At 72.8% G+C, this 21086-nt stretch carries 21 protein-coding genes; 9 read left to right on the top strand and 12 right to left on the bottom strand.

From position 1 onward, the window contains the following. Nucleotides 1–4: 4 nt before the first annotated feature. Nucleotides 5–2254 (bottom strand): LuxR family transcriptional regulator, encoded by a 2250-nt coding sequence (locus BCAV_RS20805; protein ID WP_015884610.1) that lies wholly within the window; start codon nt 2252–2254, stop codon nt 5–7. A gap of 142 nt (nt 2255–2396) precedes the next feature. Here BCAV_RS20805 and BCAV_RS20810 point away from each other — a divergent pair, with 142 nt between their 5' ends. Genes BCAV_RS20810 through BCAV_RS20820 form a run of 3 tightly spaced genes read left to right on the top strand, consistent with a single transcriptional unit; the run spans nt 2397 to nt 5933 of the window. Then, complete coding sequence (locus BCAV_RS20810; RefSeq protein ID WP_015884611.1) at nt 2397–4763, top strand: arylsulfatase; 2367 nt, start codon at nt 2397–2399, stop codon at nt 4761–4763. Between the two features lie 28 nt (nt 4764–4791). Further along, nucleotides 4792–5316 carry a hypothetical protein gene (locus BCAV_RS20815; RefSeq protein ID WP_015884612.1) on the top strand — a complete coding sequence of 175 codons (525 nt, stop codon included), beginning with the start codon at nt 4792–4794 and terminating at the stop codon, nt 5314–5316. 47 nt (nt 5317–5363) lie between these two features. Further along, nucleotides 5364–5933, top strand: a complete 570-nt coding sequence (locus tag BCAV_RS20820; protein WP_015884613.1) for a mycothiol transferase — start codon at nt 5364–5366, stop codon at nt 5931–5933. 19 nt (nt 5934–5952) lie between these two features. Here the strand turns inward: BCAV_RS20820 and BCAV_RS20825 are convergent, their stop codons facing one another. The 4 genes from BCAV_RS20825 to BCAV_RS20835 all read right to left on the bottom strand — a co-directional run bounded on the left by BCAV_RS20825 (nt 5953) and on the right by BCAV_RS20835 (nt 8395). Beyond that, the gene (locus BCAV_RS20825) at nt 5953–6471 is read right to left on the bottom strand and encodes a pyridoxamine 5'-phosphate oxidase family protein (RefSeq protein WP_015884614.1); all 519 of its coding nucleotides are present in this window, start codon (nt 6469–6471) and stop codon (nt 5953–5955) included. Nucleotides 6472–6504: 33 nt separating this feature from the next. Further along, complete coding sequence (locus tag BCAV_RS20830; RefSeq protein ID WP_015884615.1) at nt 6505–7269, bottom strand: class I SAM-dependent DNA methyltransferase; 765 nt, start codon at nt 7267–7269, stop codon at nt 6505–6507. A 172-nt stretch (nt 7270–7441) separates the two neighbouring features. Continuing rightward, the gene (locus tag BCAV_RS23090) at nt 7442–7606 is read right to left on the bottom strand and encodes a hypothetical protein (RefSeq protein ID WP_187292836.1); all 165 of its coding nucleotides are present in this window, start codon (nt 7604–7606) and stop codon (nt 7442–7444) included. A 66-nt stretch (nt 7607–7672) separates the two neighbouring features. After that, entirely contained in the window at nt 7673–8395 is a 723-nt protein-coding gene (locus BCAV_RS20835) for a TetR/AcrR family transcriptional regulator C-terminal domain-containing protein (protein WP_015884617.1), read from the bottom strand. Nucleotides 8396–8498: 103 nt separating this feature from the next. On the opposite strand from BCAV_RS20835, the gene BCAV_RS20840 reads away from it, so the two are divergent. Further along, nucleotides 8499–9959, top strand: coding sequence for an MFS transporter (locus tag BCAV_RS20840; RefSeq protein WP_015884618.1), 1461 nt, complete (start codon nt 8499–8501; stop codon nt 9957–9959). 10 nt (nt 9960–9969) lie between these two features. Then, a complete protein-coding gene (locus tag BCAV_RS20845) occupies nt 9970–10329 on the top strand; it encodes a hypothetical protein (protein ID WP_015884619.1) in 360 nt (119 codons plus the stop codon). Between the two features lie 11 nt (nt 10330–10340). Here the strand turns inward: BCAV_RS20845 and BCAV_RS20850 are convergent, their stop codons facing one another. Next, entirely contained in the window at nt 10341–11534 is a 1194-nt protein-coding gene (locus BCAV_RS20850; RefSeq protein ID WP_015884620.1) for a low temperature requirement protein A, read from the bottom strand. A gap of 194 nt (nt 11535–11728) precedes the next feature. On the opposite strand from BCAV_RS20850, the gene BCAV_RS20855 reads away from it, so the two are divergent. After that, on the top strand, nt 11729–12649 hold the full coding sequence (locus tag BCAV_RS20855; RefSeq protein ID WP_015884621.1) for a nucleotide excision repair endonuclease: 921 nt from the start codon (nt 11729–11731) through the stop codon (nt 12647–12649). Nucleotides 12650–12676: 27 nt separating this feature from the next. Here BCAV_RS20855 and BCAV_RS20860 read toward each other — a convergent pair whose 3' ends face one another. Then, nucleotides 12677–13186 carry a nitroreductase family deazaflavin-dependent oxidoreductase gene (locus BCAV_RS20860; RefSeq protein ID WP_050761777.1) on the bottom strand — a complete coding sequence of 170 codons (510 nt, stop codon included), beginning with the start codon at nt 13184–13186 and terminating at the stop codon, nt 12677–12679. Between the two features lie 250 nt (nt 13187–13436). Between BCAV_RS20860 and BCAV_RS21935 the strand changes: the two genes are divergently transcribed. After that, nucleotides 13437–14099, top strand: coding sequence for an HAD family hydrolase (locus BCAV_RS21935; RefSeq protein ID WP_015884623.1), 663 nt, complete (start codon nt 13437–13439; stop codon nt 14097–14099). Between the two features lie 70 nt (nt 14100–14169). Here BCAV_RS21935 and BCAV_RS20875 read toward each other — a convergent pair whose 3' ends face one another. Beyond that, nucleotides 14170–14550, bottom strand: a complete 381-nt coding sequence (locus tag BCAV_RS20875; RefSeq protein ID WP_015884624.1) for a DoxX family protein — start codon at nt 14548–14550, stop codon at nt 14170–14172. 83 nt (nt 14551–14633) lie between these two features. On the opposite strand from BCAV_RS20875, the gene BCAV_RS20880 reads away from it, so the two are divergent. Continuing rightward, complete coding sequence (locus BCAV_RS20880; protein WP_015884625.1) at nt 14634–15509, top strand: sigma-70 family RNA polymerase sigma factor; 876 nt, start codon at nt 14634–14636, stop codon at nt 15507–15509. A 7-nt stretch (nt 15510–15516) separates the two neighbouring features. Here BCAV_RS20880 and BCAV_RS20885 read toward each other — a convergent pair whose 3' ends face one another. From BCAV_RS20885 to BCAV_RS20895, 3 genes are all read right to left on the bottom strand, one after another. Continuing rightward, nucleotides 15517–16332, bottom strand: coding sequence for a DUF1684 domain-containing protein (locus tag BCAV_RS20885; RefSeq protein ID WP_015884626.1), 816 nt, complete (start codon nt 16330–16332; stop codon nt 15517–15519). Continuing rightward, a complete protein-coding gene (locus BCAV_RS20890; protein WP_015884627.1) occupies nt 16329–17558 on the bottom strand; it encodes an amidohydrolase in 1230 nt (409 codons plus the stop codon). Before BCAV_RS20890 ends, BCAV_RS20885 begins: the two co-directional genes overlap by 4 nt. Nucleotides 17559–17690: 132 nt before the next feature. After that, entirely contained in the window at nt 17691–18164 is a 474-nt protein-coding gene (locus BCAV_RS20895) for a MarR family winged helix-turn-helix transcriptional regulator (protein ID WP_187292837.1), read from the bottom strand. Nucleotides 18165–18238: 74 nt separating this feature from the next. On the opposite strand from BCAV_RS20895, the gene BCAV_RS20900 reads away from it, so the two are divergent. Then, entirely contained in the window at nt 18239–18697 is a 459-nt protein-coding gene (locus tag BCAV_RS20900; protein WP_015884629.1) for a nitroreductase/quinone reductase family protein, read from the top strand. Nucleotides 18698–18794: 97 nt separating this feature from the next. Here BCAV_RS20900 and helR read toward each other — a convergent pair whose 3' ends face one another. Beyond that, complete coding sequence (helR, locus tag BCAV_RS20905; protein ID WP_015884630.1) at nt 18795–21023, bottom strand: RNA polymerase recycling motor ATPase HelR; 2229 nt, start codon at nt 21021–21023, stop codon at nt 18795–18797. Between the last annotated feature and the right edge of the window lie 63 nt (nt 21024–21086).

A 21086-nucleotide genomic window follows, 5' to 3' on the forward strand; every position in this document is an offset into this window, starting at 1 on the left:
CCCCTCACTCGCCGAGCAGACCCATCGTGACCGCCTGACGGACGGCCTCGCTGCGCGACGAGGCGCCGAGCTTGCGGTAGATCGACCCGATCTCCGAGCTGGCCGTGTTGCGGGAGACGAAGAGGCGCTCGCCGATCTCGCGGATCGTGAGATGCGTCTGCAGGTACGGCAGGAGCCGGAGCTCGGCGGGCGAGAGCGGTGGCACCGAGGTGGCCATGCTCGCGGCGCGGGAGCCGGCGCCGAACTCCTGGCGCAGGTCGGCGACCTCGTCGACGAGCACGCCGAGGTTCGGTCGGTGGAGCAGGACGTCGTCGATCTCGCGCAGCAGGTGACGGACGGCGGCGACGTCCCCCGCCGCCCAGCTCGTCCTGGCCAGATGCATGCGGGCGCGCACGGCCAGGGTCGGGAACGCGTACGTGCAGAACGTCCGCACCCGCATCCCACGGGTGAGGAGCCGACGCGTCTCCGCGAGGTCGCCGTCGTGCAGCGCGAGACGCGCGGCCGCCGCGAACGCCGGCGCGCTCGTCGGGTAGTCGTACATGCGGTGCTCCTCGATGGCGTCCAGCGCGTGCCGAATGCGCTCCCGCCCGCGTTCCCACTGGCCGTGGTCCATGTCGCGCTGGGCGAGCTGCGCCTCGCAGAAGACGAGCGTGTCCGCGTTGCCGACGGCGGCGGCCGCCGCGACCGTCCTCTCGAACTCCCGAGCGGCGCCGTCGACGTCCCCGACGAGCAGGCGAGCCAGGCCGCTCGCCGTGAGCGCCGTGTCACGCCACACGCTCCACTCCGGCTCGCTCGCGACGGCGAGGGCGGCGTCGTCGAGCAGCGCCTGGGGGCCCTGCGGGCACCGGAGGGCGCGATACATCGCGCGAGCGGAGTCGAACGACGCCGATCCGTCCACCATCTCTCCGTCGAAGGCCGCGGCGTCGACGACGGCGCCCCACCGCTCCGCCTCGCCGGCGCGTCCCTCGTACGCGGCGACGTAGCCCGCCAGCACCGCGAGCGGAGGGTAGGCGACGACGGCGTCGTCGCCGAGGGCGCGCAGCCACTTGCCGACGGTCGAGAGCTGGCCCGCCTGGAAGAGGGTCATCACGAGGCGTGTGACGAGCCGGACGCAGCGCTCCCGGTCCGACGTCTGGAGAAGCTGTTCGACGGCGCGTTCGGGCGACCCGTGCGCCTCGTACCAGTCGGCGGCCCGCCGCCGGAGCCCGTCGACGAGCTGCGCCTCGACCGTCGTGAGCTCGCCGAGGAGGAACTCGCGGAACAGCGCGTGGTACCGGAACCACCACCGGCGCCGGTCCAACGGCACCAGGAAGAGGCTCGACGCCTCGAGCCGCCGGAGCATCTCCCGCGAACCCGGCTCGCCTGTGACCTCGTCGCACAGGGGCCCGCACAGGTTGTCGAGCACGGCCGTGCGCCGCAGGAACGTGCGCATGTCCTCGGGGAGACGGCGGTACGACTCGCGCTGGAGGTAGTCAGCGACGTAGGGGTCCTCACCCGTGACGGCGACGGCGTCGCCGCCGCTGTGCCGCGCGATCAGCGAGGCGAGGTAGATCCCGACCGGCCACCCTTCGGTCCGCTCCGTCACGGCGGCAGCGGCCTCGGGCGAGACGGGGACGTGCGAGGCGGCGAAGACCTGCAACGTTCCGGCGACGTCGAGCACGAGATCGCTCGCCACGATCTCCACGATCTCGCCCGCCGCGCGGAGCCGGGGCAGATGGGGCTGCTCCGTGCGGCTGGCCGCGACCAGCTGCGAGCCCGCCGGGATCCCGGCGACCACCACCCCCAGCACGTCGTGGCACGCGGGCGACTGCAGCTCGTGGAGGTCGTCGAGCACGAGGACGAACGGCGTCGGGCTCCGCCGCAGGGCCGACGCCAGGCGAGGAGCCGCGCGCCCGAGCACCGAGGCGTCCGGCCCCACCATGTCCGCTACGAGGCCCTCCGGCCCGTCCGAGACCCGTGCGAACGCCGAGGCGAGGACGACGAGCAGGCTCGACGGGTCGTCGTCGAGGGTGTCGAGCGAGACCCAGGCCACGGGGCGATCCTCGAGTGCCGCCCACTCGGCGAGCATCGTGGACTTCCCGTAGCCGGCGGGTGCGGTGACGCCGACCACGCGCCGCCCGCTCGACCGCGCGCCCTGGATCAGGTCGGCGCGACTGACGGCCGCCGTTCGTCGCGCCGGCACGGCAAGCTTGGCGTCGAGGAGCAAGCCGTCCAGCTCCGCGGCAGCCGGCACGGGGCCCGGCGCGTCGCCCACGGCCAGACGATAGTGCGCGGCGTCTCGGCCCGCGCGGCGCGAGGGAGGCCCCGGTTCTCACGCAGTCTGCGTGATGAGCCGCGCTGCCTCCGTCCTTAGCGTGGCACGCGTCCGAGTCCTGCCCACCCGAGCGGAGAGACCCATGCGTCCCGACCGGCACGCCCGCACGATGCTCCCGATCCCCGACCGACCGGCGGCGGGACTCACGACCTACGACGCCAAGGACCCGGACACGTCCTACCCGCCGATCGAGCCGCTCCTCCCGCCCGACGGCGCCCCGAACGTGCTCGTGATCCTCATCGACGACGTGGGCTTCGGTGCGTCGAGCGCGTTCGGCGGGCCGTGCCGCACGCCGACGGCGGAGCGGCTCGCCGCGGGTGGGCTGCGGTACAACCGGTTCCACACCACCGCGCTCTGCGCACCGACCCGGCAGGCGCTGCTGACCGGCCGGAACCACCACTCGGTCGGCATGGGCAGCATCACGGAGACGGCGACGTCGGCGCCCGGGAACAGCTCGCTGCGGCCGAACACGAAGGCGCCGCTCGCGCTGACCCTGCGGCTCAACGGGTACTCGACGGCGCAGTTCGGCAAGTGCCACGAGGTTCCCGTCTGGCAGACCTCACCGATGGGCCCGTTCGACGCGTGGCCCACGGGCGGCGGTGGCTTCGAGACCTTCTACGGCTTCATCGGCGGCGAGAACAACCAGTGGGACCCAGCACTGTACGAGGGCACGACGCCGATCGAACCGCCGGCCACGGCCGAGGAGGGCTACCACCTCACCGAAGACCTCATCGACCACGCCTGCGCCTGGGTGCGGCAGCAGAAGGCGCTCATGCCGGACAAGCCGTTCTTCGTGTACGTCGCCCCCGGTGCCACGCACGCGCCGCACCACGTGCCGGCGGAGTGGATCGAGAAGTACCGGGGAGCGTTCGACGACGGCTGGGACGTGCAGCGGGAGCGCACGTTCGCCCGGCAGAAGGAGCTCGGCGTGATCCCGGCCGACGCCGAGCTGACGGTGCGCCACGACGAGATCCCCGCGTGGGACGACATGCCCGACGACCTCAAGCCCGTGCTGTCGCGGCAGATGGAGGTGTACGCCGCGTTCCTGGAGCACACCGACCACCATGTCGGCCGGCTCATCGACGCGCTCGAGGATCTCGAGGTGCTCGGCGACACGCTCGTCTACTACATCATCGGCGACAACGGCGCGTCGGCCGAGGGCACCGTCAACGGCGCCTTCAACGAGATGGCCAACTTCAACGGCATGGCGGCGCTCGAGACGCCGGACTTCATGCGGAGCAAGATGGACGAGTTCGGCTCGCCGACCTCCTACAACCACTACGCGGTGGGCTGGGCGTGGGCGATGGACACCCCGTTCCAGTGGACGAAGCAGGTCGCCTCCCACTGGGGCGGCACCCGGAACGGAACGATCGTGCACTGGCCGAGCACCATCGCCGACCGCGGCGGCCTGCGTACTCAGTTCACCCATGTCATCGACGTCGCCCCGACCGTGCTCGAGGCCGCGGGCCTCCCGGAGCCGGCCATGGTGAACGGCGTCCTGCAGGCGCCCATCGAGGGCACGAGCATGCTGTACACGTTCGACGGCGCGGACATCCCGGAGCGGCACGACCTGCAGTACTTCGAGATGTTCGCCAACCGCGGGGTCTACCACCGCGGGTGGAGCGCCGTCACCAAGCACCGCACGCCCTGGGTCATGGTCGGCGGCGAGCTGCCGGCGTTCGACGACGACCTGTGGGAGCTCTACGACGGGTCCTCCGACTACAGCCAGGCGCACGACCTCGCCGCCGAGCGGCCGGACATGCTCGCGAAGCTCCAGCGCCTGTGGCTCATCGAGGCCACGAAGTACAACGTGCTGCCGCTGGACGACCGCACCGGTGAGCGGCTCGAGCCGACGATGGCCGGGCGCCCCACGCTCATCCGCGGCGACTCCCAGCTGTTCTTCCCTGGCATGGGGCGCCTCTCGGAGAACAGCGTCGTCACCGTGAAGAACCGGTCGTTCTCCGTCACCGCTGAGGTCGAGGTGCCCGACGGCGGAGCGTCCGGCGTGCTCATCGCGCAGGGTGGGCGGTTCGGCGGCTGGAGCGTCTACCTCCGCGACGGCCGGATGACGTTCTGCTACAACGTGCTCGGCATCCAGAGCTTCGTGGTGTCGTCGGAGGAGCCGGTGCCGGCGGGCACCCATCAGGCGCGGATGGAGTTCGCGTACGACGGCGGCGGGCTCGGCAAGGGGGGCGACGTCACGCTGTACGTCGACGGCGGTCCTGTCGGCACGGGCCGGGTCGACGCCACTCAGGCGATGGTGTTCTCCGCCGACGAGACGACCGACATCGGGTACGAGTCCGGCACCACCGTCTCGCCGGACTACACGGCCCGCGACAGCCGGTTCACCGGCAAGCTGCTCTGGGTCCAGCTCGACGTCGGGACCGACGACCACGACCACGTCATCAGCCCCGAGGAGCGCCTGCGGGTGGCCATGGCCCGGCAGTAGCCGATCGCCCCGCGGGAGGGAGCCGAGCGTGCCGACCGACGCCGGTCAGCACCACCATCACGTCGGTGCGTACGACGCCGACGCCGATCCGTTCGTGCGCCGTTCCGCGTACCTGTACGGCCTGATCATCACCGGGTCGGTCCTCGCTGCCGCGCCGGAGGACCTCGGCCTCGTGCGCGTCGCCGCCCTGCTCGGCGGCACGCTCGTCGTCTACTGGTCGGCCGAGACGTACGCCGACTGCATCGCGGCGCGGACAGTCCTCGGCCGCCCGCTCGACGCGCACGAGCGCCGCCGCGTGCTCACCGACGGGTTCCCGCTCGTGGCGGCGTGCGCCGTGCCGGGCGTCGTGCTGCTCGCGGAGGCGGTGCTGCGGGTCGAGCCGGCGCTCGCCGTCGACGTCGCCCTGCTCGTCAACGTCGTGCTGCTCATGGTCGTCGGATGGCGGATGGGCACCGCCGGCGGGCTGACCGGCGGCAAGCGCGCGCTGACGACGGCGGCAGCCGGGCTGCTGGGGGTCGCGATGATCGGGCTCAAGCTGGTGCTGCACCACTGACCCGGAACCGGGCGGCGATCGTCCGGAATCGCCTCTACGGTGCCGCCATGAGCGACCCCGAGTACTGGCGGGAACCACCCCTCGCGGGCACCGAGACCGAGCACCTCCTCGGCGCGCTCGACCGCCTGCGCGCCACGTTCCGGTGGAAGGCCGACGGGCTCGACGCCGTCGGCCTCCAGACCCGGATCGGCGCCTCGACCCTGACGCTCGGCGGCCTCCTCAAGCACCTCGCCCGGGCCGAGAACCAGATGTTCACGACCAAGCTCGACGGCACGCCGATGGGGCCGCCGTGGGACACCGCGCCGTGGGACGAGGACGACGACTGGGACTTCACGTCCGCGGCGACGGACAGCCCCGACCAGCTGTACGCCGTCTGGGACCGCCAGGTCGAGCAGTCCCGCGCGCGGCTCGGCGCCGCGCTCGCCGACGGCGGACTCGACCAGCTCGTGCACCTGGAGTGGCCGGGCCGGGGACACCTCAGCCTGCGCCGGCTGCTGTGCGACCTCCTCGAGGAGTACGGGCGCCACACCGGTCACGCGGACCTGCTCCGGGAGGCGGTCGACGGCCGGGTGGGCGAGGACCCGCCCGCCGACTGGCGGCCCGAGTCGGGAGGCTGAGGCACAGCCACGCAGGACATCAGCCGTCGGCGCGCCACGTCTGCCGCGGCCGGTAGCCCGTGCGGCGGAGCCAGTGCTCGGTATAGAGGATGCGCGACGGCGTGATGACCGTCAGCGGGTCGGCGGGCGGCTCGTCGATCGATCGGCCACGTTCGACGTGGTCGGACTGCCACCGGAACGCCTCCCAGTACGGCTCCGACGCCGGGTCGTCGCGCTCGAGGGTGCGAGCGGTGCCGAAGAGCTGGGCGCCGCGGCTGCTCGCCTGGCCGACGAGGGGCGCGACGATCCCGGCCGAGACGCGCGGGTCGCGCCGCAGGTTCCGCGACTTCCTCGAGCCGTTCCAGCTCGAGTAGAAGATCTCGAACCCGAGGCTGGAGTAACGCACGGGCGTGGCCGTCGGCGCCCCGTCCGCGTCGACGGTCGCGATCACCGCGAGGTTGTGGGTCGAGAGCAGGTTGAGGATCCGCTCCTCGAGCTGGTCCCGCGGAAGGTCGACGTCGGGAGCGGGCCCGCTGAGCCAAGGGTTCGTGAGCGGCATGCCGCCATCGTCGCAGCACGGGGGCGCGGGTACTCAGTCGGCGGGACGCTCGGGCAGTCGGTACACGGACACGTGCGACGGCGAGTCGCTCGTGAACGGGGCGCCGGCGAAGTCCGCGTGCCGCGACTCCAACTCCATGCCGGCCAGGCGCGCCATGAGGTCGAGCTCTCCCGGCCAGATGAACCGGTGCGGTGAGAACCACACGCGCGCGGCGCCGTCGTCGTCGAAATGGATGTGATGGGAGACGACGCGCTGGTGCGCCATGTCGAGGACGTCGACGCCGAGGTAGCCGTCCTCCGCGGTGAAGACCTGGGCGTGGCGTCCGCCGGTGACGGGCTGCGGGCGCGGCACCCACAGCTCGACGAGGAATCGCCCGCCGGGCGCGAGGTGGGCGGCCGCGTTGCGGAAGCACGCCACCTGCGCCTCCTGCGTGTAGAGGTTCGAGATCGTGTTGAACACGAGGTAGACGAGGCTGAAGTCGCCGGGCACGCGTGCGGTCGCCATGTCGCCGACGACGACGGGGAGCTCCTCCTCGGTCGCCTTCGTGCGCAGGACGTCGACCATCGCCTCGGACAGCTCGATGCCGCTGACGTCGGCGCCGCGCTCCCGCAACGGGACGCCGACCCGGCCCGTGCCGATCGCGAGTTCGAGCACGCGGCCGCCCTCGCTGAGGGCGTGCAGACGATCGAGCGTGGGCCCGAGGACGTCGGGGGCGAACATGCCCTCGCCCGGGGTGTCGTAGCTCGCTGCGGCGTCCGCGCCCCAGAGGTCGCGCTGATCGAGGTTCCAGATCGACATGACGCCACCGTGGACCGGTCCGCCCGACGCGTCCAGGCCTTAAGCGCCGCTCAACCTGCGCCGGCGTCGAACACGAGCCAGCGGCCGTCCTCGTCCGTGAGCAGGAAGCCCCAGGTGAGGCGCTCGCCGTCGGACATCGAGGCGTCCGTCTGCTCCGGCACGAACGAGACCGTCACGCCGACGGCGTCCGGGTCCTGGCAGCGCCGATGACCGCACCTCCTCGGGCGCGGAGGCTCATGTGGTCAGGCCGAAGTAGCGGACCACCGACCTCCAGGACCGACGTCTTGCCCGTGCCGTACCCACCATTGACGAAGACGACGTACTCGGGCGCGCTCATCCCACCAGATCGTAGGCGGTCTCCCGCGCTGGTGGACTGTCGAGGACCCGTTCGGATCCAGGGTCGTCAGGTCTCCGCGGCGCGTGCGCTGGCGTGGACGTGCGCCTCGATGCCGGTGAGGAGGTACCCCAGCCCCCTCATGAAGTCACCGGACCAGTCGTCGTTGTCGAGGTAGCGGTGCTCCGCGAGGGTCGGGTAGCGGTCGGACCGGTCCTCCAGGAGCGCCTGCCCGCGGGTGCGATCCTCCTCGCCGATCGTCAGCGTGGCCTCGGTCGAGGCGGAGCCGACGATCTGGTTGTAGATCGTCCAGGTCGCCGCGGACAGGTCCGGGCCCTCCAGCCCGGCCTGCCGGAGCGTCGACTGCAGGGCCTCCAGCTGATCGAGGAAGTTCGGCCCGAGGCTCGGGCGCTGCGCGGCCACAGGTGGCACCCAGGGATGTCTGACGAGCACTGATCGCCAGGCGACGGCGAGGCGTTCGACACATCGTCGCCACGGCTGACCGGGCGACGAGGCGTGTGTCCCGGCCTCGCCGAAGACGTGGTCGACGGCGAGGTCGAGAACGTCGTCCTTCGTCCGCACGTGCCAGTACAGCGACGGCGCGACGACGCCCAGTCTCTCGGCGAGTCTGCGCATGCTGAGCGCGTCGAGCCCTGCGTCGTCCAGCAGCTCGACGGCCGCCTCGACGATGCGGCCGCGGGTCAGCGGGGGGTCGTCACGTTCGGGTCGCTGGGGTCGCAGCCACACGCTCGACGCCGCCGCCCGGTCCTCCGGCGCTCGCCTCGTCGGCATCGGCCCGCCCTCGTCTGATCGTCTACCGGCTGCTCCACTCTAGTACGCTCGTAGGCGCCCCTAACGCTGTTAGGGACTCCGGAACGATGTAAGGGACGGGCGGATGAAGAAACACGCAGGTGGCTCTGGAGCTGGGCGCTGGGGAGTGCTGTGGGCGGTGGCCGCGGCGCAGCTGCTCGTGGTGCTGGACGGCACGATCGTCAACATCGCCTTGCCGTCGGCGGATGCGCAGCTCGGGCTGGGAGAGGACACGCGCCACTGGGTCATCAGCGCCTACCTGCTGGCTTTCGGCGGGTTGCTGCTGATCGGTGGCCGGGTCAGCGGGGCGATCGGTCATCGACGGGCGTTCGTGATCGGTCTGCTGGGCTTCGCGGTGGCCTCGTTCCTCGCGGGGCTCGCCTGGAACCCGGCGGCACTGATCGGCGCCCGCGCGCTCCAGGGGGTTTTCGCGGCTCTGCTGGCGCCGGCGGCACTGTCGGTGCTGTCGCTGTCGTTCCCGGACCCCCGTGAGCGTGGCCGCGCGTTCGGGGTGTTCGCCGCGGTCGGCGCGACGGGGTCGGCGATCGGCCTGGTCCTCGGTGGCCTGCTCACTGAGTTCGCGAGCTGGCGGTGGTGCCTGTACATCAACGTCCCGATCGCCGTCGGAGCCGCCGTCGGCGCCGTCCTGATCCCGAGGCTCGCCCCGGTGCCGCGCACCGGGCGCGTCGACGTCCTCGGTGGCGTCCTCAGTGCTGCCGGGATCGCGGCCATCGTCCTGGGTATCAGCCGGATCGAGACCAGGGCCGGAGTGTCGCCGCTCGTGCTCGGCCTGCTGGTCGGCGGGATCGTCCTGCTGACAGCGTTCGTGCTCGTCGAGCGACGCGCCGCCCAGCCCGTTCTCCCGCTCAGCGTGCTGACGGATCGGGCCCGAGCGGGATCCTTCATCGCGATCGCTCTGATGTTCCTCGCGATGTTCGGCTTCTACCTGTTCATGAGCTACTACACGCAGTCCCAGCTCAGCTACTCCCCGATCGGGGCGGGCGGCGTCCTGCTCATCCACGCTCTCGTCGCCCTGGTGGGGTCCGTCTGGATCGCAGGCAAGCTCATGGGTCGCGTCCCTGCGCGCGTTCTCGTCGTCAGCGGACTGCTCGCGGCGGCCGCCGGGCTGCTCGTCCTGACCTTCCTCGAGGCGGACTCCTCCCACGTGTTCGCCGTCTACCTGCTGCCCGCGATGGTGCTCACCGGGCTCGGCATGGGCTTGGTGATCACGCCTACGGCCAGCACCGCCACCCAAGGAGTCAAGGGACACGATATCGGCGCGGCGTCGGCAACCTTCAACGCCGCGCAGCAGCTCGGCGCGGCCATCGGGGTCGCCCTGCTGAACACCGTCGCCGTCCTGTCGAGCACCAGCTACCTGTCCGACCAGAGCGCGACGCAGACCGAGGCCGCGATCCACGGCTACACCACCGCCCTGGCGGTCGGGGCGGGCACCCTGCTCGCCGCCGCCGTCGTCAGCGCCGTGATGATTCGGAGCCGGCGGCCCGACGACGTCTCCCGGACAGAGCGTGTCCGGGTCGCGAGCTAGCGTCGAGACCATGACGGAGACGACGACAGCACGCGACTTCTTCGACACCTACACCCGGGCCTTGCTCGACCGCGACGCCACGGCGATCGCCGACCTCTACGCCGTCCCGGCACTCATCGAGTTCCCGGGCCAGGCCGTAGCCGTCTCGGACCGTGCCCAGACGGAGGCCTTCTTCGCCGCGGCCGTCGGTCAGTACGCGGGCGTGAACGAAGCACGGGCCGAGATCGACGTGATCGCCGAGACCGGGCACAGCCGGTGGGTCGACGTGCGGTGGCTCCACGACGGCGAGCCGGCCGAGCGCTTCGTCTACCAGCTCGTCCTCACCGAGGGCCGCTGGGAGATCGCGGTCCTGACCCCGATGGACACCTGATCCGCGGCGCGTCACGGCTCCGCGGGGTGCGAGCCGCCTCGAGACACCGGCGGGTGCAGCACGAGAACGACGACGATCGCGATCATGAGCACCGCCGTCAGTGTCACCGGGATCGGGATGATCGGATCGAACAGCACCAGCACCGCGCCGAGCGGTACGACGACGTTGACCACGCGATCCGCGTTCTCCCGGATCGCGATCCACCAGATGCCGAGCACGAAGACGGCGATCGGCACCGTCACGGTGAAGGAGGCGGCGACGTCGTCGAGCACGCTGTGGCCCGTGAGCACGTCGATCTCGACCTCGATCCCGGCCGAGAAGGCGCCCGCCGCGGCGAACACGAAGAAGTGCACGTAGCCGTACCGGATCGACCGCCCGAGGCTCCCGATCGCCGTGTGGTGCGGGGGCCAGAAGTAGATCCACCACAGTGCTGCCGTGACCACGATCGTCAGTACGGCGATCGAGATCAGGGGGCCGAGCTCGGTGTCGTCGTGCAAGGCTCCGATGATCGCGTTCGACGACGCGAGCAAGCTCTCGCCGAGCAGGATCAGGGTGAACAGGCCGTAGCGCTCGGTGATGTGGTGCGGGTGCCACGGCGTCGGGCCGGTGCGTTCCGCGAGGACGGGGATGGCCAGCTCGAGGACGACGCCCACCAGGAAGCCGGCGATGATCGCCCCACCGGTCGGGAGGAGCAGCAGGAGGAGCCAGTACACCTGCACCGCGGCGATGCCGGCCGCGTAGATGCGCGTGGCCCTCCGGGCCGCCCCCGCCGACCTCGACGCCCGCAACCACTGCGTCACCATCGCGGCGCGCATGACGACGTAGCCGATCACCGGGATCGTGAAGTCCAGCTCGGTGAACGCCGACTCGATCCCCGCGGCGAGCACGAGCACGCCCGCCATCTGGACGATCGTCAGCACGCGGTAGAGCCAGTCGTCGGTGGCGAACGACGTCGCGAACCACGTGAAGTTCATCCACGCCCACCAGATGGCGAAGAACACGAGGCCGTAGGAGACCAGCCCGTCGAGGACGTGCCCCTCGGTGAGCGCGTGGTGGAGGTTGACCGCCGCGATGCTCACGGCCACCACGAAGACGAGGTCGAAGAACAGCTCGAGCGTGCTCGCCGTCCGGAACGGCTCGCCGGGGTCGCGCGGGCGCATCGAGACGAGGCGGGACCGCGACGACGACGGCGCGGGCTCGCTCATCGGGTCCCTCCCGTCCGCCGCACGGTGACGACCGCCCGGACGGGGGGCGGTCCGACGGCGCGGCGCCCGCTCGCTGCCGTCCGCACGACGGGGCGCTGTGTCGTCATGAACGCGCATGCTGCCACTCCGTGTCCGGGCGCGCTCGGATGAGCGACCGCGGAGCGCCTCCGCGACGGCATGGCAGGATCGCGCCCGTGGGGACGCCGCTGCCACAGGTGCGACTGCTGCCGCCCGCACCGGGCGTCTACCGGTTCCGAGACGCCCGGGGCCGTGTGCTGTACGTCGGGCGGGCCTCCGAGCTGCGGCGGCGCGTCACGTCCTACTGGGGAGACCTGCGCGGGCGTGGGCATCTCCGCCGGATGGTCCCGCAGATCGCGCGGGTCGAGGCGGTGGTCTGCGACAGCGAGCACGAGGCCGCCTTCTTGGAACGGAACCTCCTCGAGGCGTCGAGGCCCCGGTGGAACCGGACAGAGGGCGTCGAGTCGATCGTCTATATCAGGCTGGAACGGCGCGCGGTCCTGCGACACGATCCGGGCGGAGCGGCCCCCGTCTTCGGCCCCTACCTCGGTGGGGAGAAGGTGCGCCTCGCGGCCTCGGCGCTCAATCGCGCGCTGTCCCTCGCGTACGCGGGAGAGCGACTGGGCGGGTTCGACCGGGACATGGCCCGGGTGCGGGGCGTGGCGCCCGGTGACCGGGCGGAACGGGAGGCCGCCTTCGCGGCAGTGCTCCGCCGCGAGGCCCCGGCGCTCGCTGCCGTGCGGTCGGAGCTGCTCGCCCGGCGTGAGGCCGCCGCCGCCGCGCTCGGGTTCGAGCTGGCCGCACGGATCCAGGCGGAGATCGAGGCGATCGAGTGGGTGACGGCCGAGCAGAAGGTCAGCGGCTGGGCCGCCGAGGGGGACGCCGACGCCCACGGCTGGTGCGGCGGAGTGCTGGCGAGCTTCGAGATCCGCGACGGGAGGGTGCGGGCGTGGCGGCAGCGTGCGTGCAGCGAGAGTGCCGCCGTCGCCCGCCTCGCGGTGACACCCCAGCGCTGGCGCACGTTCGCGGATCGCGCCGCGACGCTGGCCTCGACCCTCGCCGCGGCCGGGGACGGTACGGGTCCGCCGCAGGGCTAGGACGCCCCCACGCGGCCGCCCACCCGCTCACCCGGCCCGGGGTTCCGTGCGGGCCACGGCCTGCAGCCGGAACAGCCGCACCACGCGACCGGAGTCCCGCTCGTACGCGCGGTACCCCGGCCACTGGGCCTCGATGCGTGCCCACGCGGCGTCGCGCTCGCCGTCGTCGGTGATGCGCGACGCCCGGACGGGGATCGGCCGGCCGCGCACGCTGATGCTCGCGTCCGGGTGCGCGAGCAGGTTGTACGTCCACGCGGGATGCCGGTCGCGGGCGAACGACGTCCCGGCGACGATCGCGCGGCCCGGGCCGTCGGGTGTGTACATGAGGTAGGTGTCGCGCGGCTCGCCCGACCTCGCGCCGGTCGAGTGCAGCACGAGCGACGGCACGAGCAGGGCGCTGAGCTGGACGCGGCCGCGGGTGAGGGCGGCGAGGAGCCGCTCGGCGGGTGGGAGCAGGACGGGACCGACGGCGCGGAACGCCCGCGTCCGCGTGAGCGGTGCGATCGCGGAGCGCAGGAGCTGGACGGGGCCGGACACCCGGCCATTCTGTCGCTGCGCGGCCGACGCCGTCCGGTCCGCGGCTGATGCCTCACCGGGGAGGATCCGTGCGCCGCTCGCGAACGAAGGTCGTCCCATCGGTCCGCACGACGTGCTGCTCGCCGGGCACGCGCGCTCGCTGGGCCTCGTGATGGTCACGAACAACACGAGAGAGCTCACGCGCGTCCCCGGTCTCGAGATCGAGGACTGGTTCGCCGAGGCGTGAGGCGCGCCGGATAGGCTGCTCGGGATGACGATCCGCCATGTCCTGTTCGACGCCGACGGCGTCCTGCAGCTCGTTCCCGGCGGCTGGATCGCCGCCATGGAGCCGCACCTCGGCGACCGCACGGAGGAGTTCTTCAGGCGCACGTGGAGCGAGGAGCTGCCGATGCTCGCCGGCCGCGGCGACTACCTCCCGCTCCTCGCCGCGGCCCTGGAGGAGTTCGGCGTGACCACTCCGGTCGAGGACGTCTACGCCGACGTGTGGCACCGCATCGAGCTGGTCGAGGAGTCGATCGCGCTGGTCCGGGCGGTCCGCGCCGCCGGCCTCGGCGTGCACCTCGGCACGAACCAGGAGTCGTACCGGGCGGCGTTCATGCGGGCCGACCTCGGCTACGACGCCCTGTTCGACACGAGCAGCTACTCGTGCGAGCTCGGCGTCGCGAAGCCCGACCCGGAGTTCTTCCTACGGGCGGCGCGCCTCATCGGGGACGAGCCCGCGAGCGTCCTGTTCATCGACGACAACCCGCCCAACGTGGACGGCGCGCGGGCCGCGGGGCTGGCGGCGGTGCACTGGCACGTCGAGCACGGGCACGACGCGCTCACCGCGCTCCTGGCGCAGCACGGTGTGCAGGTCTCGTCCGTTCAGGACGACGACGGCGGCCGTCCCGTCGCGCCGTCGCCGGCGGTCTGAGCGAGCCCGACCGGCCCCGGCTCGGGCTCCCACCCGCAGTCGTCCAGCGCGCGGGCCAGCACGCGCCTCGTCAGCCCAGCACCTCCGGGCCGAACCGACCCCACGCCACGAACACGAGAAGCGCGAGGTACGCGACGTTCAGGAGCGCGTGCGCGTACTCGCGGCGTCGGATCTCCACGACGGCCGCACCCACCATGACGATCGCCAGCCCGGACGCCGCGACCGGCGTCAGGAACGGCGCGACGCCGAGGGCAGCTGGCAGGACGAGACCGACTCCCCCGGCGATCTCCAACGCGCCCAGGACCTTGACGAACGAGGCGCTGAAGCCGCCCACCCAGCCGCCCCCGGGAGCCTCGGCGAGCGTCGATCGCGGGATGAACAGCTTCGTCGAGCCGGCCACCAGGAAGACCGCCGCCATCAGCCCGGCGACGATCCAGAGTGCGAGATTCATGGGGAGGTGCTCCGTCGTTGTGACCTTCGCCCGTCCGGGCCCGTCATCACCCATGACGCACCGTGGGAGAGGAAGGTAACGGCATGACCGAGCCCGGTTCCGGGGAGCACGTCGCCGAGGCGTTCGAGGCGCAGCGCCCACGCCTGGTCGCCGTCGCCTACCGCATGCTCGGGTCGCGGGCCGACGCTGAGGACGCCGTGCAGGAGGCGTGGCTCCGCCTCGCGCGGCAGGACGAGGCGGCGATCGACAACCTCGCCGGCTGGCTCACCACGGTCGTCGGCCGGGTCTGCCTGGACGTGCTGCGCTCGCGCCGCTCGAGACGCGAGACCCCCGTCGGGGGCGACCTGCCCGAGCTCGTCGTCACCGAGGACGACGGCGATCCCGCGAGCGAGGCGGAGCTGGCGGACTCCGTCGGGCTGGCGCTCCTGGTCGTGCTCGACACGCTCGGCCCCGCGGAGCGCCTCGCGTTCGTGCTGCACGACATGTTCGCGATGCCGTTCGAGGAGATCGCCACCGTCCTCGGCAGGTCCACGGCCGCCACGAAGATGCTCGCCAGCAGGGCGCGACGAAAGCTGCAGGGCTCCCCATCCCCGGCCGACGACCGACGCCGGCAGCGCGCCGTCGTCGACGCGTTCCTCGCGGCCGCACGGGACGGGGACTTCGACGGCCTGGTGCGGGTGCTCCACCCGGACGTGGTCTGGCGCACCCACGCCCCGAGCGGGGAGGTCGTGGTCCGGCGGGGATCGGCGGCACTCGCCCGCGCTGTCAGCCGCGGAGCGGGCCTGGGCGTGACGGCGCGGCGCGTCCTCGTGAACGGGGAGCTCGGGGTCATGGCCTGGGATGCGGCCGGCCAGCCGCTCGGCGTGATGGCGTGCACGGTGGCGGGCGGTCGGATCGTCGAGGTCCTCGCCGTGTCTGGCCGCCGACGGCTCGAGGCGCTGGACGTTCCCCGGCCCTGACGCGCGCTCAGACGGGCCGGGTCGGCGTCCTCTCCCCGGCCGTGACGGCGAACGGCAGCACGTTCTCCGGCGGCGGGAGCGGGCAGGTGCCGTAGTCGCTGAACGCGCACGGCGGGTTGGTGGCCCGGTTGAAGTCGAGCACGACGGCGCCGTCGTCGTCCGGGGTGACGGTCAAGAAGCGCAGCAGTCCGAACGTCTCCCGACCGCTCGTCGCGTCACGGAACGCGATCGAACCGCCGGCGCCGACGGCGAGGCTGTGGTGGGCGCCGTCGTACGTGAACCTCACGTGCCCGATGATCTGGGCGACGTGCTGCACGCGCTCGGCGGAGGACCCCACCGCCACGCGCTCGGCGTCGGCCAGCGGCGTCAGCACGGCGTCGAGGCGCCACGCGGGGTCGGGCGTGAACGTCGGGACGCCGTCGAACCCGGTGCGCCCGGGCGCCTCCGGGTCGCGCACCCGAACACCCCTGTTGCCCGCGCCACGGCCGAGGATCTCGAGCACGCGGTCACCGACGACGACGGCGCCGACGCCCGCTCCGGAGGCGTCGCCGACCCGGGTGCGCCCGGTGAGCGCGACGCCGTCGAGGAGCACCGCCCCGCCGTCTGACGACGATGCGGCGTCGGGCTCGACCCAGGTCCCCTCGTCGTCGTACCACCAACGACCGGGCAGGTCGTCGAGCGTCGTCGGCTCCGTGCCCAGCCAGTGCAGCGCCGTGAGGCTGAGCCAGCCGTGCGGCCGGCGCAGCTCCGCCTCGCGGGCCGCGTGCCACGCCTCCCAGTCGGCCAGGAACGACGTGCCGACGTCGTTCGTCGCGGTGCTCATGCGTCACCCTCCCGCGAGGCCTCGAAGTCTGCGGCGATCGCGGCCCGGAGCTCGGCGTCGCCGAGGACGTCGAGCACCGTCGTCGCCAGGCCGAACGCGGCGTCGAGCACGCCCTGCGTCGCGAGCGGCTGCAGCGTCGTCGCGGCGAACGCCGCGGTGTGCGCGCCGATCCCCTCGGGCGCCGTCGCGATGTTCGGGTGGATCGCGGGCACCACGTGGCTGACGTTGCCCAGGTCCGTGGATCCGCCGCCGGTGGCCGCTGGCGACGGCGGCGGGAACTCCCGGCGGCCGCGCAGGTTCGCGGCGAAGCGGTCCGCCAGCGCCTGGTTCACGTTCACCGGGAGGTAGGCAGGCAGGCGGTCCCACACGATCTCGGCCTCGGTGCCCGTCGAGATCGCGGCGCCCCGCAGCGCGGCGTCCACCCGCTCCGACAGCGCCTCGAGTCCGTCGATCGTCGCGGAGCGCACGAAGAAGTGAGCGGCCGCGCGCCCGGGAACGATGTTCGGCGCCTGGCCGCCGTCGGTGATGATCCCGTGCACGCGGTCCGTCGGGAGGATGTGCTGGCGCACCTGCGCCACCGACTGGTACGCCGTCACCACGGCGTCGAGCGCGTTGTAGCCGCGCTCCGGCGCCGCCGACGCGTGCGCCTCGACGCCGCGGTACGTCACCTCGACGTGCCGCATGCCGAGACCCGAGCCGTACGCGCGGTCGCGGTTGCCGGGATGCACCATGACGGCGGCAGCGACGCCCTCGAACCCGCCGGCGTCGATGATCCGCTGCTTGCCGCCACCGCCCTCCTCCGCCGGGGAGCCGATGAGCTCGACGGTGCCGCCGGCGTGCTCCAGCAGCTCGCGCACGGCGAGGAAGGCGCCCACGGCGGTGGCAGCGATGAGGTTGTGCCCGCACGCGTGCCCGATGTCCGGGAGCGCGTCGTACTCCGCGAGGATCGCGACGCGCGGACCGCCGTCGCCGGCGTTGGCGTGCAGCGCCGTCGGCAGCCCGAACGCCCCGACCTGCGCCGCCACCCCGTGGCGCTCGAGGAGCGCCGCGACGCGCGCGGCGGACCGGTGCTCCTCGTACGCGGTCTCGGGGTCGTCGTGCAGCTCGTCGGCGAGCTGCCGCAGGTCGGGCAGCAGCCCGGTGAGAACCTCGTCGACGCGCGCGGCGAGCGGGTGCGCCTCGCGCTCGGGTGGGGCGACGGCGTCGTGGTCCAGGGCGGTGGTCATGGGTGCGATCGTCGCAGCGCCCGGGGGATCGCGGCCCGCGCCGTGCGGATGTGTCCGCATCGCGGTCGGTCGGCCGGGCGAGCTGCGCGCGTGGCACGGCCGCGTCCCCGCGGCTGAGCGGCCGGTCCGCCGTCAGCCGTGCGCGACGGCGGCAGGCGCCCCGGCCCCGTCCACCACCACCCGAGCCATCCGGCGGAAGGCCTCGCGCTCCTCGGGACCGAGCGTGCCGAGCATCGCGTCGAGCGCGTCCGCCACGTCGGCGTGGAAGGAGGTCATCGCCGTGGCTCCTCGCGAGGTGAGGGACACGTGCGTCGCCCGCCGATCCCCTGGCACCGCGCGGCGCTCGACGAGCGCTCGGCGCTCGGCGCGGTCGACGAGGCCGGTCAGCGCCGCCTTCTCCACACCCAGTCGCTGCGCCAGGTCCGCCATCCGGAGCGGCCCGTGCTCGAGCAGGCAGAGCAGCCGCCCCTGCGTGGCCGTGAGCTCGTGGCGCTCGGCTACCCCGCCGACGGTCGCCCGGATCAGCAGGGACAGGTCCACGAGCGCGGGAAGTCCCGTGGTACCGCCGAGAGGGCACGACGGCGCGTGGTCAGCTGGCTCGCTCACGCAGACGATCGTACATGCACGCGATAGTCCATGGTGTGTACTATCCGAGGAGGAAGCCACCACAGGAGGACGTCATGAGCTTCAGTCACACCACGGGTACGCGCGGTGCCCGCCAGCCCGGTGGCCGCCTGGTCGCCTGGGTGAACCGGCGGACCGTGAAGAAGATCCGCACCAAGGGCGGGAAGGTCATGGGCATGAACGCGCTCGTGCTCACCACCATCGGCCGCAAGAGCGGTCAGGAGCGTGCGACGCCGGTCGGGTGGTTCCCGGGACCCGACGGCACGTGGATCATCGTGGCCTCGGCCGCCGGCGCCGCGTCGAACCCCGCCTGGTACCTCAACCTCGCGGCCCACCCGGACGAGGTGACGATCGAGCTCGACGGGCAGAAGATCCCGGTCAGCGCGCAGGAGCTCCACGGCGACGAGCGCGACGCCGCATGGGCGCAGATCACAGCTGCGGCACCGAACTTCGCGAAGTACGAGGTCAGGACGGACCGCGTGCTTCCGGTCCTCCGCCTCACGCGCCGGAGCTGACGCGGGCTAGACGAAGCGGTAGTCGACGCCGACGGCGCTTCGATGAGGGGCGGGAGGTCACCCACGGGCACGAGGCGAGGCAGGCCGCCGGCCAGGGTCAGTCGCTCGTGAGGATGACGAGCTCCCCCGTCGCCCGGGTCATCGCGACGTACCGGTCGACGGCGCCCTCGATGCCCTGCCCGAACGCCTCGGGGTCGACGAGGACGACCAGGTCGAACTCGAGACCCTTCGCCAGCACCGGCGTCAACGACTGCACCCGGGCTGTGTCCGCGACCACGACGTCACCGGCCGCGCTGATGACGCACGCGACGCCGTCGTCGTGGGTCGCGAGCCACTCCTCGAGGATCGTGCCGAGGTCCGACGCCGGTCCGTGAGCCACGGGGACCCCGGTGCTGCGGATGGACGTGGGCACGTTCGCGTCGGGGAGCGCCGCCCGGATGACGGGCTCGGCCGCTGCCATGACCTCCTCCGGGGTGCGGTAGTTGATGCTCAGCGACGCCAACCTCACCCGGCCGAGGCCGACCCGCTCGAGCCGCTCCTGCCACGACTCCGCGAAGCCGTGCCGCGCCTGGGCGCGGTCGCCGACGACGGTGAGGCTCCGCGACGGGCACCGCGCCAGCAGCATCTGCCACTCGGCGTCGGTCAGCTCCTGCGCCTCGTCCACGACGACGTGCGCGAACGGACCCGCGAGCAGGTCCGGGTCGGCGGTGGGCAGCCCCGAGGAGTCCACGAGGGCGCTGCGCAGGTCCTGGCCGCGGAGCATCGACATCACGTGCATGTCGGACGTGTCCGTCTCGATCAGATGGTCGACGACGTCGTCCACGCGTGCGCGCTCGGCGTCGAGCACCGCCTGCTGCCGGCGACTGCGGCGGGACGCCTCCGGGTCGCCGAGCCGCAGCCGCGCGGCGTCGAGGAGCGGCAGGTCGGAGACCGTCCACGCGCGGGCGTCCGCGCGCTGGAGGCTCGCGACCTCGTCGCGCTCCAGCCAGGGGGCGCACAGGCGCAGGTAGGCGGGAACCTCCCACAGGTCGCCGACGACGTCGGCCGCCTCCAGGATCGGCCACGCCCGACCGAACGCCTGGACCAGCTCGTCGTTCGTGCCGAGCGCTCGCCGGACCTCCGCCGTCGGGTCCTCGCGGCGCAACCCGTACGCGTCGAACTCCTCCTCGGCGCCCGGGTCGCCGTCGTCGTCCCCGGAGTCGTGGAGCTTGTCGACCAGGATCGCGAGCAGCGCCTCCCAGATCACCTCGCGCGCCTCGTTGTGCGGGGTGCCGGGCTCGACGGCGTCGTACGCCTCGGCCCAGTCCGCGGTGCTGACCCAGGCGTCACCCCACGGCGTCTCGACCTCCATGCCCTCCGTCGGCGGCTTCTCGTGGAACCGCACGGCCGGCTCGATCGCCGCCACCATCCGCGCGTCCGCCTTCAGGCGAGCCACGGCCGGGTCGACCTCGGGCCGGGCGGCGGCGCCCTCGGGAACCAGGTCGGCGAGCGTGGCCGTCTGCACTCCCTCCTCACCGAGGCTCGGCAGGACGTCGGAGACGTACGCGAGGTAGGGCTGGTGGGGGCCGACGAACAGCACCCCGCCGCGCCGGTGCCCGAGGCGCGGGTCGGAGTAGAGCAGGTAGGCGGTGCGGTGCAGGGCGACGACGGTCTTGCCGGTCCCCGGTCCGCCGTCGACGACGAGCGCACCCTCGGATCCCGCGCGGATGATCGCGTCCTGGTCGGCCTGGATGGTGCCGAGCACGTCGCGCATCCGGGCCGACCGGGTGCTGCCGAGGCTGGCGATGAAGGCGGACTGGTCGTCGAGGGCAGCGCGCTCGGCGTCGTCGGACAGGCCCTCCGCGGTGAACACCTCGTCCCAGTAGTCGCTGATCCGGCCGGCGGTCCAGCGGTACCGACGGCGGCTCGCGAGGCCCATGGGGTTCCCGTGGGTGGCACCGAAGAACGGCTCCGCCACGGGCGAGCGCCAGTCGACCAGGAGTCGCTTGCCGGCGGCGTCGGTGAGTCCCAGCCGACCCACGTACACCGGTTCCGGCGCGTCGGTCTGCACCATGCGGCCGAGGCACAGGTCCAGCCCGAAGCGGCGCAGCGTGCGCAGGCGCGCGGTGAGGCGGTGGATCTCCTGGTCCCGCTCCAGCGCCGCCGTGCCGCTGCCGCCGGGCGCCTTCCGTTCGGCGTCCAGCCGGTCGGACAGGTCGGCGATCTGCTGCTCGAGGCTCTCGGCGATGGCGGCGAAATGCTCCTCGTCGCGATCGATCAGCGACGGGTCGGACTTGGCGGCGAGGCGGTCGGGGAGGTCGAAGGCGCTGGTGGACAGAGAAGACACAGATCGGCTCCGAGGTTCGGTGTGGCGGCCGGAGACGGGCGGCGAGCGGAGGTGTTCGCACAG

This window comes from Beutenbergia cavernae DSM 12333 (assembly GCF_000023105.1).
Classification (GTDB): Bacteria; Actinomycetota; Actinomycetes; order Actinomycetales; family Beutenbergiaceae; genus Beutenbergia; species Beutenbergia cavernae.